At 59.1% G+C, this 12788-nt stretch carries 10 protein-coding genes and 1 tRNA gene; 4 read left to right on the plus strand and 7 right to left on the minus strand.

Annotated features, from left to right (window positions below; genetic code table 11):
- Positions 1–334: 334 nt before the first annotated feature.
- From WH299_RS16050 to WH299_RS16070, 5 genes are all read right to left on the minus strand, one after another.
- On the minus strand, positions 335–640 hold the full coding sequence (locus WH299_RS16050) for a hypothetical protein (RefSeq protein WP_339550769.1): 306 nt from the start codon (positions 638–640) through the stop codon (positions 335–337).
- The gene (locus WH299_RS16055; protein ID WP_339550770.1) at positions 637–957 is read right to left on the minus strand and encodes a helix-turn-helix transcriptional regulator; all 321 of its coding nucleotides are present in this window, start codon (positions 955–957) and stop codon (positions 637–639) included. Before WH299_RS16055 ends, WH299_RS16050 begins: the two co-directional genes overlap by 4 nt.
- A gap of 101 nt (positions 958–1058) precedes the next feature.
- A complete protein-coding gene (locus WH299_RS16060) occupies positions 1059–1898 on the minus strand; it encodes a hypothetical protein (protein WP_339550771.1) in 840 nt (279 codons plus the stop codon).
- Between the two features lie 282 nt (positions 1899–2180).
- Positions 2181–3416: a tyrosine-type recombinase/integrase gene (locus WH299_RS16065; RefSeq protein WP_049710646.1), complete on the minus strand. Its 1236-nt coding sequence runs from the start codon at positions 3414–3416 to the stop codon at positions 2181–2183.
- Positions 3417–3583: 167 nt separating this feature from the next.
- Positions 3584–3660: transfer RNA gene (locus WH299_RS16070), tRNA-Arg, on the minus strand.
- Between the two features lie 371 nt (positions 3661–4031).
- Here WH299_RS16070 and gabD point away from each other — a divergent pair.
- The 3 genes from gabD to WH299_RS16085 all read left to right on the plus strand — a co-directional run bounded on the left by gabD (position 4032) and on the right by WH299_RS16085 (position 8282).
- Positions 4032–5474, plus strand: coding sequence for an NADP-dependent succinate-semialdehyde dehydrogenase (gabD, locus tag WH299_RS16075; RefSeq protein ID WP_028615249.1), 1443 nt, complete (start codon positions 4032–4034; stop codon positions 5472–5474).
- A 182-nt stretch (positions 5475–5656) separates the two neighbouring features.
- Complete coding sequence (gene gabT, locus WH299_RS16080; protein WP_028615250.1) at positions 5657–6934, plus strand: 4-aminobutyrate--2-oxoglutarate transaminase; 1278 nt, start codon at positions 5657–5659, stop codon at positions 6932–6934.
- A gap of 139 nt (positions 6935–7073) precedes the next feature.
- Positions 7074–8282, plus strand: a complete 1209-nt coding sequence (locus tag WH299_RS16085) for an HDOD domain-containing protein (RefSeq protein ID WP_339550773.1) — start codon at positions 7074–7076, stop codon at positions 8280–8282.
- Between the two features lie 31 nt (positions 8283–8313).
- Here WH299_RS16085 and WH299_RS16090 read toward each other — a convergent pair whose 3' ends face one another.
- Together WH299_RS16090 and desA are read right to left on the minus strand one after the other, a co-directional pair.
- Positions 8314–9315 carry a GGDEF domain-containing protein gene (locus WH299_RS16090; RefSeq protein ID WP_323623291.1) on the minus strand — a complete coding sequence of 334 codons (1002 nt, stop codon included), beginning with the start codon at positions 9313–9315 and terminating at the stop codon, positions 8314–8316.
- 188 nt (positions 9316–9503) lie between these two features.
- Entirely contained in the window at positions 9504–10688 is a 1185-nt protein-coding gene (gene desA, locus WH299_RS16095) for a delta-9 fatty acid desaturase DesA (RefSeq protein WP_028615253.1), read from the minus strand.
- A 165-nt stretch (positions 10689–10853) separates the two neighbouring features.
- Between desA and dibA the strand changes: the two genes are divergently transcribed.
- Positions 10854–12767: a phosphodiesterase DibA gene (dibA, locus tag WH299_RS16100; protein WP_339550776.1), complete on the plus strand. Its 1914-nt coding sequence runs from the start codon at positions 10854–10856 to the stop codon at positions 12765–12767.
- Positions 12768–12788: the final 21 nt, after the last annotated feature.

Here is a 12788-nt window from a genome sequence, read left to right on the forward strand (position 1 = left end):
TTCCTACGGGATTGGGTGGCAGCTATGTGCGGGGTAGGAATACCGGAGATACAGGAACCCGGCCAGGCCGAAGCCTGCCCGCACACAGCCGCCATGACACTTGATTGCAGACGAAAAAAAACGCCTGCAATTGTGAATTGGGCGCTGGTGCGCCTGTACCTTTGCGGGTTCCTACACCCGGTCGCTGAATTTGCAGCGACGGCCAGAGAGTAACGTCCGTTTTTTGAAAGTGCAACTGTGCGAGGCGCTTGCGGTTTTTTTCGATGGGACATAAATTGATCCGGCATGTAGATTTACCTCAACGCCTCCGGTTGCCGCCGGGGGCGTTTTCATTTCAGGCATGGACTTCCCAGCGCAGGGAAACAAAGGGCAAGAAGTCGCAATCCAGACGGGCGCGTGCATCCTCGTAGGCGTCGACCTGTTGGCCTTCGTCAACGATGATTGCTCGGGGTGCTTGGCAGGGAACCGACAATGCGCACCAGATGCCGTCTGCCCAGCGCATCACCAAAACGTCACGGCTCAGGCGTTTTTGCTCCGTACGGTAGCGTTCGAAGCGTTGCATCCAGCGAGGCGTAAATCCGACTGTTCTGAGTACAGAAAAGGGCTGCAAGATGGCCCTGTTTACGACACGATTTTTCATGCTGCCACCCGGTCGCGTGCTTCTATACGGCTTTTAACCCAGCTCTGAACTTCGGAAAGGACCCAGGCAACCGGCGCGCCGCGCGCGGTGCTGTTGCTCAATTTGACCGGCTGGGGAAAACCACTATCGGGGCACTGCATAAGCTTGTAGATCGTCGAGCGCTTGAATCCTGTAACGATCTCAAGACGCGGCATTCTGATGAGGGTGGTAGCGGGGTCAAATGGAGCGGCTAAGCCTGGTACGGCGCTGGTGGAGTCGAAGGGGCTGGCAAAATTTGGGAGGATTGGGGCAGGCGGGTGGGCGATGTTCTTTGTCATTGAAATTGCTCTCGATTGGTTTGGACTGACGAGAGCAATGGTCTAGAGATGGGACGTCGGTGAGCAGTTAACTTCCAATTGAAATTCGATTGAAATTTTAGCTACAACACCAAATTGCGTTTGAGGATGGCCTCAACGCTTTTGCGAGATAGGGCTTTTTCGGTCTCAAGCGCAAGCCACTTAGGCCGTTGTTTTGGAGGTTTGGCGACCTCTCGCTGTAGCCAAGCATGCACCTTCGTTGCGACGTTACGTTTGGACATCCCGGCTGTGCGGTAGTGACGACCCTGTTCAACTATCGCGGCGTCTCGCGCGCTCATCTCCTCTTTACGGTCCATCCCGCTGATGATGCCGCCTTTTTTGCGGATGGCATTCTTAATCGCCCGGTCGGCGATGGGTCTTAGTTTATCGTCGGCAAGGCAGGGTAGGGATGTGATCGGTCCCAGATAGAAGGCGTAATCATCAAGGGTCTGAATGCGCTCATCCGGATCCACTTGCATCTCTACGAGCTCGCAGTAGAGGTCCCAAGGCAAGTCCGCAGGAGGTTCTGTGACATGAGGCCAAGCCTCTTGATCGGCTGCCTGCATCCAGTTGACTAACGTTTCCAGCGCTTTTACCGCACAAGCCATGATATAGGCCGAATGAGCGTCGCGCTCTGACGCCGAGTGGCAATTGCTGTACATACGGACCCAATGCGCGAGGCGTACCTTGGTATCGGTGGAGGCATATTGAAAAATCGTCTCCTCATGGATCGTCGTCTGAATGCACATGCTGGCGAGATCTTTGTTGATATCGTCACCATGAATGCGCAGACAGCATTGGTCTATCAAGCGGCAGGCGTCAGCGACCTGCTCACGGCAGAGGTCATAGAGCGGTTGCGCTGAGAGATAACTGAACAGGCCTCGGCTTAACGCCAAATGCAAAATGGGGTGGTGATCAGTCATCGCGAAATGTCATCGGTACCGTGTAACGGAGAGTCCCACGCCCTGGATTCAAAGCGGGTAACCAGCGAAAGCCGCTTTGTAGGCATAGGTGCAGAACGCTTGCCCTCAGCAGTCGTGCGCTGGCTTTGGCGTTACACACATGGGCAGCGTTACATCGGATGTACGCTAAGCTGCTGAACTGTGTAACGCACCTGAAAGCCAATGAAACCGGGCGTTTGGCGATGGGCGTTACACGAGTAACACCCGTTACACCGGTTTTAGAGGGGGGGTGGGTATGTGCTCTCATACTGCCTTTCCAAATTGCCCCTGCACGACATTTCCACTCACTAGGGCATCAAGGTGATCGGCGTACCACTGCATCATTACTCTGCGTTGAGGCAGGTACACCGCTTTGTTATAGACCCCGGCAATCCCCTCCTTTGCATGAGAGAGCTGGGCCTCAATGTGATTCTCATCGAAACCCTGCTCATTGAGTATGGTGCTCGCGATGTGACGAAAGCCGTGGCCTGTTTGCCGACCGGCATATCCCAGTCTGCGGAGCGCCATTAGAAAGACGGTGTTGCTACGGGGGATTGTTCTGTCTTTCCTGCCTGGAAATAGGAGAGGGTACGCACCTGTCAGTGTTCGTAACTCTGTGAGCGCTTCGATTGCCTGTCTAGAGAGAGGCACGACATGTTCGCGACGACGTTTCATTCGCTCGGCTGGGATCGTCCATAGCTTTTTGGAGAGGTCGATTTCTGACCAGCGTGCTTCTCGGATCTCGCTCGGGCGCGATGCTAATAAGGAAAGCAAGCGAAGCCCTATACGAACGTCCTTTGCGTGGGGGTAGGAATTGATTGCTCGAAGTAGCGCAGGCAGTTCTTCAATCGACACGTGTGCATAGTTTTCAGCGCTACGTGATTGCAGGAATTTGCTGAGACCTTCAAGGGGGTTGTGGACAGCTCGTCCTGTTACGCGGGCCAGGTCATAGATCTCTTTGCAAAAGGCACGAACTCGGCCCATTTGTTCAATGATCCCCTTCTGCTCCATGCCGCGTAGAAACTCCATCCATTCCAGGGGCAATATTTCTGTGTACACGCGTTTTCCGAAGACGGGGAACACGTGAAGCTCGAGTGCGCCAAGTACTCGTCGAGACGTACCTGATTCCCAGCTTGTGCGTCTGGCCTCAAACCACTCGCGGCCTAACGCTTCAAATGTGTTGTTGGCAGCAACCTGGTCTGCAACCTTGCGAGCTTGCTTGCTCACCAATGGATTTTTGCCGGTCGATGCGTCTTCCCGCAGTTGAGCTGCTTTCTGTCTCGCCAAAGAGCCACTGATTTCCGGGTAGCCGCCGAGACCCAGCCAAGACCATTTCCCGTCTGGCTTTTTGTAGCGCAGCTCCCACGATTTTTGACCGTTAGGTTTCACCCGGAAGTACAGGCCATTCCCGTCCTGCTCCCGATATGTAACGTGCTCAGGCTCCAGGCCTGCAAGCGTGGTGTCTGCTAAGGGTCGGCGTTTGATTTCAGAGCGCTTCACTTCCTGTATGCCTCCAGTTATAGGAATCTCAAAGCATACACGTGGGCATACACGGCGGGAAGTTATAGGGATGGACAGGGATGGATAGCCAGAAACAAGAAAGCCCGCACAGGGCGGGCTTCTTGGGGTGTTTCGTAGACTGTCTGAGACAGCCAGAGACTGCTATATGGTGCACCCGGCGGGATTCGAACCCACGACCCCTGCCTTCGGAGGGCAGTACTCTATCCAGCTGAGCTACGGATGCTTGTGCGGGCGACATCATACCCATGTCGACCTTGGGCGTCCATGCTGGTCTTTGGGCGTTCATGTGTAGGAATTGGCCCCGCAGAGGCCCTGCGCCGGGTGCCGGTGATCGATGTGCTGGAACCTGGCTGAAACACGCTGATCAGAAAGTTTCGGCAAATGCGCCGTTTTCGTTCTTTTTTTCGAACAGACTATTGCCCTGCACCCCCATTGATCCTAGGATTCGTTTGAGATTTCAAACGCTCTGTCTCCCGCGCGCGCTTTCACTTCCTTTGTGCGCTGGGGCTGATTTCCCTGACGGCAGCCCACAAGGCGCCTTTCAACAACTCTAATTCGCTCCGCGTGCGCGCGGTGCTGTTAAGGAAAGCCGACATGCAGCTTAAAGATGCCCAGTTGTTCCGCCAGCAAGCCTTTATCGATGGCGCTTGGGTCGATGCGGACAACGGTCAGACCATCAAGGTCAACAACCCTGCCACGGGCGAGATTCTTGGCACCGTGCCAAAGATGGGCGCCGCTGAAACCCGCCGCGCCATCGAAGCCGCCGACAAGGCGCTGCCGGCCTGGCGTGCACTGACCGCCAAGGAGCGCGCCAACAAGCTGCGCCGCTGGTTCGAACTGTTGATCGAAAACCAGGACGACCTCGGCCGCCTGATGACCCTCGAGCAAGGCAAACCACTGGCCGAAGCCAAGGGCGAAATTGTCTACGCCGCCTCCTTTATCGAGTGGTTCGCCGAAGAAGCCAAGCGCATCTACGGCGACGTGATTCCTGGGCACCAGCCTGACAAGCGCCTGATCGTGATCAAGCAGCCGATCGGCGTGACCGCTGCGATCACCCCGTGGAACTTCCCGGCCGCGATGATCACCCGTAAAGCCGGCCCGGCCCTGGCCGCCGGTTGCACCATGGTGATCAAGCCGGCTTCGCAAACTCCGTTCTCGGCCCTGGCTCTGGTTGAGCTGGCGCACCGTGCCGGTATCCCGAAAGGCGTGTTGAGCGTGGTCACCGGCAGCGCCGGCGACATCGGCGGCGAGCTGACCAGCAACCCGATTGTGCGCAAATTGTCCTTCACCGGCTCGACCGAAATCGGTCGCCAACTGATGGCCGAATGCGCCAAGGACATCAAGAAAGTCTCCCTGGAACTGGGCGGCAACGCGCCGTTCATCGTGTTCGACGACGCGGACCTGGATAAAGCCGTCGAAGGCGCGATCATTTCCAAGTACCGCAACAACGGTCAGACCTGCGTCTGTGCCAACCGCCTGTACATTCAGGATTCGGTGTACGACGCTTTTGCCGAAAAACTCAAAGTGGCGGTCGCCAAGTTGAAGATCGGCAACGGTCTGGAAGACGGCACGACCACTGGCCCGCTGATCGACGAAAAAGCCGTGGCCAAGGTCCAGGAACACATTGCTGATGCCCTGAGCAAAGGCGCCAAGCTGTTGGCCGGTGGCAAGGTGATGGAAGGCAACTTCTTCGAGCCGACTATCCTGGTCGACGTGCCGAAGGACGCTGCCGTGGCGAAGGAAGAAACCTTCGGCCCGCTGGCGCCGCTGTTCCGTTTCAAGGACGAAGCCGAAGTGATCGCGATGTCCAACGACACCGAGTTCGGCTTGGCCTCCTACTTCTATGCCCGCGACCTGGGCCGTGTGTTCCGTGTGGCCGAAGCCCTGGAATACGGTATGGTCGGCGTCAACACCGGGTTGATCTCCAACGAAGTGGCGCCGTTTGGCGGCATCAAGGCCTCGGGCCTGGGCCGTGAAGGCTCCAAGTACGGGATCGAGGATTACCTGGAAATCAAATACCTCTGCCTGGGCATCTAAGCTCAGCAAGAGATCGCGGCAAACGCAGAGGGCACGAGAGCGCTGACCCTTTGCGTGTTTCACCCCGTAATTCGTAGTGGCCGGGAAAGCTGTGGCAGTCGATCATCGCATGCTGCCGCAGTTGCCTCCCCGCCACGTATTCCTTGGACCACGCCACCCGATGAGTGGCGAATGAGGACTTTATGAGCAAGACCAACGCATCCCTGATGAAACGCCGCGAAGCCGCTGTCCCGCGCGGTGTTGGCCAGATTCACCCGATCTTCGCCGAATCCGCGAAGAACGCCACCGTGACCGACGTTGAAGGTCGCGAGTTCATCGACTTCGCCGGCGGTATCGCCGTGCTGAACACCGGCCACGTGCACCCGAAAATCATCGCCGCGGTGACCGAGCAACTGAACAAGCTGACGCACACCTGCTTCCAGGTACTGGCCTACGAGCCTTACGTGGAACTGTGCGAAAAAATCAACGCCAAGGTCCCAGGTGATTTCGCCAAGAAAACCCTGCTGGTCACCACCGGTTCCGAAGCCGTCGAAAACGCCGTGAAAATCGCCCGCGCCGCCACTGGCCGTGCCGGTGTGATCGCCTTCACCGGCGCCTACCACGGCCGCACCATGATGACCCTGGGTCTCACGGGTAAAGTCGTGCCTTACTCGGCCGGCATGGGCCTGATGCCAGGCGGCGTGTTCCGCGCGCTGTTCCCGAACGAACTGCACGGCGTGAGCGACGATGACGCCATCGCCAGCATCGAACGCATCTTCAAGAACGATGCCGAGCCGCGTGATATCGCTGCCATCATCATCGAGCCGGTGCAGGGCGAAGGTGGGTTCTACGTCGCGCCTAAATCCTTCATGAAGCGCCTGCGTGAACTGTGCGACAAGCACGGCATCCTGCTGATCGCTGACGAAGTGCAAACCGGTGCCGGCCGTACTGGTACTTTCTTCGCCATGGAGCAGATGGGCGTTGCCGCCGATCTGACCACCTTCGCCAAGTCCATCGCCGGCGGCTTCCCGCTGGCTGGTGTGTGCGGCAAGGCCGAGTACATGGACGCCATCGCGCCAGGCGGCCTGGGCGGCACCTACGCCGGTAGCCCGATCGCTTGCGCCGCGGCCCTGGCCGTGATGGAAGTGTTCGAAGAAGAGCACCTGCTGGACCGCTGCAAGGCTGTCGGCGAGCGTCTGGTGACCGGTCTGAAAGCTATCCAGGCCAAGTACCCGGTGATCGGCGAAGTGCGCGCTTTGGGCGCAATGATCGCGGTCGAGCTGTTCGAAGGTGGCGACAGCCACAAGCCAAACGCCGCTGCGGTTGCCGCCGTGGTAGCCAAGGCACGTGACAAGGGCCTGATCCTGTTGAGCTGCGGCACCTACGGCAACGTGTTGCGCGTACTGGTTCCGTTGACCTCGCCGGACGAGCAGTTGGACAAAGGCCTGGCGATCATCGAAGAGTGCTTCTCCGAGCTGTAAGCGGATGCTGACCTGATCGACAGAAAAAACCCGCTTCGGCGGGTTTTTTTATACCCATCACCGCACATTCAGGCCGTGTTCATTGTACGTAGGCCGCTCCATTGTCTAAGGTGCAAGCATTGCCGATGGAGCGTGCTGGATGACTGCTGTTGATTTACCCGCTGTACCCCGTGTGTTGATTGCCGAGGCGGACCCTTGGTCGCGGGATTTGCTCAAGCAAGTGCTGTTGAATGTGCGCTGCGACGCGCGGCTGGATGTGTGTGCCGATGGGCAACAGGCGGCGACGTTGCTGCGAGAGAAAGCCTACGATCTGATCCTGGCCGATTGGGAGCTGCCGGGTGTCGACGGATTGAGCCTGTTGCGCACTGTACGCCAGAAGCGTCGCTCGCCCGGTCTGCCGTTCATTCTGCTGAGCAGTCGCAATGACAGCGCCAGCGTGCGCGAAGCCTTGCCACTGGCGCCCACGGCGTACCTGACCAAACCCTTGAACATGGAAGGCCTGACTCAGCGCCTGCAAGACCTGCTGCTCAATGAAGGCGAAACGGTGTACTGCGAGATTCCGCCGCTGGCGCCGGGCATGACCTTGCCGGTGTTCCTTGAGCGCCGCCGCGAAGCGTCCGATGGCGCACCCTTGCGAGTCGATGTGAAAGCCGCCGTGCAACACGGTCTCGGCCCCGATGGCTTGGACCTCAAGCGGCTGGAAGACCAGGTGCGCATGGACCCGCAAATCACCGCCGTGCTGATCGCCGCCGCCAACAGCGCCGGCCATCACGGTACCCCCGTGCAAACCTTGCCTGCTGCGTTGCAAAAGCTGGTGCCGGGGCAAAGCATGAACCTTATTCTTGGCCTGGCGCTCAAGCACAACGTGGTATTGGGCGACCCAGCCTTGGTGGCCTATGCGGAGCGCCATTGGCAATTGTCCCAGGACACCGCCGACTACGCTCGCCGGCTGGCACGCATGCTGGAGTTGGACCACGAACGCTGCTACAGCGCTGGTATCCTCCATCGGCTCGGTGACCTGGCGCTGTTGCGCTGCCTGGAAGATTGGCGTCAGGGCGGTGGTGCATTGGATGAGGAAGCGATTGGTGAGTCGCTCTACACCTTCGGCGCAGCCTATGGTTCGGCACTGCGCGCGCGTTGGCGTTTACCGCTGGAACTGCGCCAGTTGATCGCGGCGATTTACTCGTTGGAGGGCGGTGTGTATGCCAGGGATGCATTGGTGGTGAACCTGGCGGCGCAGATGGCGCGTTTGACTGAGCATGAAGGTTTGGAAGAGCTGGCCAGGGGCAAGACTGCGCGATTGCTCAAGGTCGGCCTGGCGGAACTGACGCGGATCCGCAAGGCCTGAAGTCCACACCGAACCCCTGTAGGAGCTGGTGTTAGCCCGCTATGACACGGTTCTTGCCCTGGCGCTTGGCCTCATACATCGCCGCATCGGCGCGGGCGAACAGGCTGTCCAGTGTCGAGTCTTGTTCGGTGAGGCTGGCCAGTCCCTGACTGATAGTCACGCTGAAAACCTGGCCTTCATAGCTGAAACTCAGCTCCTGAATTTCCCTGCCCAGCCGCTCCGCCACTTGCAAGGCCATCTCCGGCGCGCAGCCGGGCAGGACGGCTGCGAATTCTTCGCCGCCAATGCGCCCGAACAGGTCGCCACGGCGCAATACCCCGCGACCGCTCTCGGCGATACGGCGCAACACCTGATCACCTTCCAGGTGGCCATAGCTGTCGTTGACGTCCTTGAAGTCATCGATGTCCAGCAGCAGGAAAGCCAACGGCGCACCTTGGGCACAGGCCGTATCGAAGGCCTGGTTGGCGCATTCGAAGAAGTGCCGGCGGTTGCTGCTCTGGGTCAACACGTCGGTGGTGGCCAGGCGGTGCAGCTCCAGCTCCAGTTGTTTCTTTTCAGTGATGTCTTCGGCCATGCCCACCACGATCAACGGTTCGCCGGGTTCGACCTGCTGGTTGATGTAGCACTTGTCGCTCAGCCAGCGGATCTGCCCGTCGGCGGTGATGATGCGATACTCGCGGTCCTCCACGGCACCCTGTTCCAGCACGCGGGTCAGGCTGTGCTCGGCGTAGTCGAGGTCTTCGGGGTGAATACTGTTGCGCCATTCCCGATGGTCGGCCAGCAGCAGTCCGGCGGAACGTCCGAAAACGCGTTCATAGGCCGGGCTCACGTACAGCACGCGGCGCGTTTCCCAATCCATGGCCCACAGCACGGCGTTCACGCTCACCAGCATCGAACTCAACAGCTGCTCACGCTCGCTCAACCGCTCGACTTCACCTTGGGCATGCACCAGCGCCAACAGGGTCGCGGCGGCAGCCGGACGCGGATGTTCAGCGGTGGGAGGATCGGGCAAGTATGGATTTTCGTGAACCATCGGCACAACTCTCTCTGGGCGCGCCGCAAGTTGGAACAGCGGTCACTACAAGGGGCCACCATGATGGCGAAGTGTTCATTGAGAGAGGCGAATTGCAGTGAAGTTCCGTCAACAGGACCGATTGCCGGTGTCCGAGAAATGACGCCAAAAAGCTGATGGCTGGGAGGGCAGGCCCTCCCAGCGCACTGTCAGACCGCTGCAGGACGCAGTGAATAGGTCTTCAATTGGTGGGCAAAATCCCGCAGGGACTGGATGCCGCTGGCCTCGGCCTCATGCACCCATTCCTTGATGGCCGCGAGCATATCGTGGCCATTGGAACTGGTCTTCAGCCAGATCTGCTGCAGCGCCAGGCGCTTTTCGTAGATCACTTTCAGCGCCTGGCTGTGTTCCAGCATGCTCTGGATACGCACATGGTGGCGGTCATCCAGCAAACTGGTTTCTCGCGATAGCAGGCGCTTGGCACGGTGGAATTGGTGGCGAACGGAGTGATCGACCTTTTCCAGCTCCTGCTTGACCAGTGGGGCGATCACCAACTTGCGGTACTGGGCCATGATCTGGAAACGGTTATTGAGGATCGCCATGGCAGTGTCCATGTCCAGATGGCCCTTGCCTTCCACACGGTGGGCGATGGGCGCGACGCGTTGCACCTTGGCCAGGCGCAGGAAGCTGAAGACTTTGATCCATGCCCAGCCCATGTCGAATTCCCACTTCTTCACCGACAGCTTGGCGGAGTTGGGGTAGGTGTGATGGTTGTTATGCAGCTCTTCGCCACCGACGATGATGCCCCACGGCACCAGGTTGGTCGCCGCGTCACGGCATTCGAAGTTGCGATAACCCACGGCATGCCCCAGGCCGTTGATCACGCCGGCGGCCCAGAACGGGATCCACATCATCTGGATCGCCCAGATGGTGATGCCGATGGTGCCGAACAGCAGCAGGTCGATCACGCCCATGATCGCCACGCCCAGCAACGGGTAGGGCGTGTAGATTTTGCGTTCGATCCAGTCTTCCGGGCAGTTCTTGCCGTAGATGCGCAGGGTCTCGGGGTTTTCGGCCTCGGCGCGGTACAGCTCGGCGCCTTTGCGCATCACGGTGGACAGGCCCTTGATGACCGGGCTGTGCGGGTCGTCGACGGTTTCGCACTTGGCGTGGTGCTTGCGGTGGATGGCGGTCCACTCGCGGGTGTTCTGCGCCGTGGTCAACCACAGCCAGAAGCGGAAAAAGTGTTTCAGGCCGGCATTGAGCTCCAGGGAGCGATGGGCTGAATAGCGATGCAGATAGACTGTGACCGCAACGATGGTCACGTGGGTCATCAACAGAGTGACCGCCACCAGTTGCCAGGCTGACAGGTCAAGAAAACCGTTGTACCACATAGGCTGTATGGCCCTCAGATAAAGAAAAGAACAGCTCACGCATTATCACTAAGCCTACAGAGAAAACCAGCCGCCCTTTCAGATAGGAGTGACTGGATGTTTCTTATTCTATAATCCGCAGCCTTTGTAGGGCGATTCTGTTTTTTGGTAAGGATTACTGACCATATGCTGTTTTCATACCGAGGTGCCCTGCGTGCCGGGCTGGCATACCTGCTGGTTTCCGTTCTGTGGATCGGCGTAACCCAGCGCGTATTGATCGAGTTTCTCGATAACCCGAGCGAGCTGACCCACTGGCTGCAGGTGCGCGGCTATGTGTGGGTGGCGCTCAGCGCCCTGGCGATTTACCTGATCTGCGCCCGGTTTGCCCGGGCCAACCAGCTGCAACAGCCCCTGAAAGAAAACCGTGAACGCCTGCGCCAGGCCGCCGCCGTGTTCGATTGCACTCGCGAAGGCGTGTTGGTCACCGACGCACAGGGGCTGATCGTGCACGTCAACCGGGCGTTCATGGAGATCACCGGCTACAGCCGCGAAGACGTCATGGGGCATCAGCCCAGCCTGTTCAAATCCGGTCGCCATTCGTCGAATTTCTACCAACAGATGTTCCAGAGCCTGGAACGCACCGGCGAATGGAGCGGTGAAATCTGGAACCGACGCAAAAGCGGTGAGATTTATCCACAGTGGCAAACCATTCGGGTGATTCACGATGACCAGGGCAAGGTCAGCCATTATGTGGCGGTGTTTTCCGACATCAGCGCCATCAAGGACTCCGAGCACGAACTGGCCCACCTCGCGCACCACGATCCGCTGACCGACTTGCCCAACCGCCTGCTATTCACCGACCGCGCCGAGCAGGCGCTGGCCTCGGCGCAGATCCACAAGCGTGGCTGCGCCTTGCTGTTGCTGGACCTGGACCACTTCAAGATCATCAACGACAGCCTGGGCCATAACGTCGGAGACCAATTGCTCAAGCTGGTGGGCGAGCGGCTCAAGGCACTGTTTGGCCCCGGCGTGACCCTGGCGCGCCTGGGTGGAGATGAGTTCGCCGTACTGGCGGAAAGTTGTCCACAGGTGGCCCAGGCGGCGGGTCTGGCGCAGCGCATGCTGGAGGCGATGAAACAGCCCTTCATCTTTGATGGCCACCAGCTGTTTATCAGCGCCAGTATCGGGATCAGCCTGTTCCCCAACGATGCCCTGAGCGCCGAGCAGTTGCTGCGTAACGCCGACTCCGCGCTGTTCAAGGCCAAGAGCGCCGGGCGCGAGGGCTACGCCTTGTACACCGAGGAACTGACTGCCCACGCGCAGAATCGCGTGGAAGTCGCCAGCGAACTGCGCCGCGCCCTCGAACAGCAGGAACTCTGCGTCTATTACCAACCCGTGCACGATCTGCACAATAGCCGTCTGATCGGCGTCGAAGCGCTGGTGCGCTGGCAGCATCCGGAACGCGGCCTGGTGCCGCCGGGGGAATTTATCCCGATCGCCGAGCGCACCGGGTTGATTGCCGAGATTGATGCCTGGGTGATGGACCAGGCGTGTCGGCAGATGTGCCAATGGCTGGCCGAGGGGGCACCGTTGAGTTTTATCGCCATCAATGTGTCTAGCCGCCTGTTTGCGCGGCGTGAGCTGTATGAACAGGTCGCCCAGGTGCTGCATGACACGGGCCTGGATCCGGCCTTTCTCGAGCTGGAAGTCACCGAAAGCGCGGTGATGGAAGACCCGGAGGTCGCGCTGGAGCAGATGCACCGTCTCCGAGAGTTGGGGTTGCGCCTGGCGATCGATGATTTTGGCACCGGTTACTCGTCACTGCTGCGCCTCAAGCGCCTGCCGGTGCAGAAGCTCAAGATCGACCAGGGCTTTGTTGCCGGTTTGCCCTGGGACGAAGATGACGCGGCCATCGTGCGCGTGGTGATCGCCCTCGCTAAAAGCATGGGAATGCAGGTGCATGCCGAGGGGATCGAGCAGGTTGAACAGGCGCGGTTTCTGTTGGGTCAGGACTGCGATATGGGGCAGGGGTATTGGTTTGGCAGGCCGATGCCGGTCCACGAAATTGATTGGCACCGAGCCCCCCCAATCCAGACCTGAAATGCAGTCAAAAGGTGGGAG

Source organism: Pseudomonas sp. MYb541 (assembly GCF_037479595.1).
GTDB classification, from domain to species: domain Bacteria; phylum Pseudomonadota; class Gammaproteobacteria; order Pseudomonadales; family Pseudomonadaceae; genus Aquipseudomonas; species Aquipseudomonas canadensis.

What these genes read in the sequence shown, in the direction of transcription:
- dibA (WP_339550776.1), top strand. Translation starts at nt 10,854, where the DNA reads ATGCTGTTTTCATACCGAGGTGCCCTGCGTGCCGGGCTGGCATACCTG.
- WH299_RS16085 (WP_339550773.1), top strand. Translation starts at nt 7,074, where the DNA reads ATGACTGCTGTTGATTTACCCGCTGTACCCCGTGTGTTGATTGCCGAG.
- WH299_RS16050 (WP_339550769.1), bottom strand. Translation starts at nt 640, where the DNA reads ATGAAAAATCGTGTCGTAAACAGGGCCATCTTGCAGCCCTTTTCTGTA.
- WH299_RS16055 (WP_339550770.1), bottom strand. Translation starts at nt 957, where the DNA reads ATGACAAAGAACATCGCCCACCCGCCTGCCCCAATCCTCCCAAATTTT.
- gabT (WP_028615250.1), top strand. Translation starts at nt 5,657, where the DNA reads ATGAGCAAGACCAACGCATCCCTGATGAAACGCCGCGAAGCCGCTGTC.
- WH299_RS16060 (WP_339550771.1), bottom strand. Translation starts at nt 1,898, where the DNA reads ATGACTGATCACCACCCCATTTTGCATTTGGCGTTAAGCCGAGGCCTG.
- WH299_RS16090 (WP_323623291.1), bottom strand. Translation starts at nt 9,315, where the DNA reads ATGGTTCACGAAAATCCATACTTGCCCGATCCTCCCACCGCTGAACAT.
- gabD (WP_028615249.1), top strand. Translation starts at nt 4,032, where the DNA reads ATGCAGCTTAAAGATGCCCAGTTGTTCCGCCAGCAAGCCTTTATCGAT.
- desA (WP_028615253.1), bottom strand. Translation starts at nt 10,688, where the DNA reads ATGTGGTACAACGGTTTTCTTGACCTGTCAGCCTGGCAACTGGTGGCG.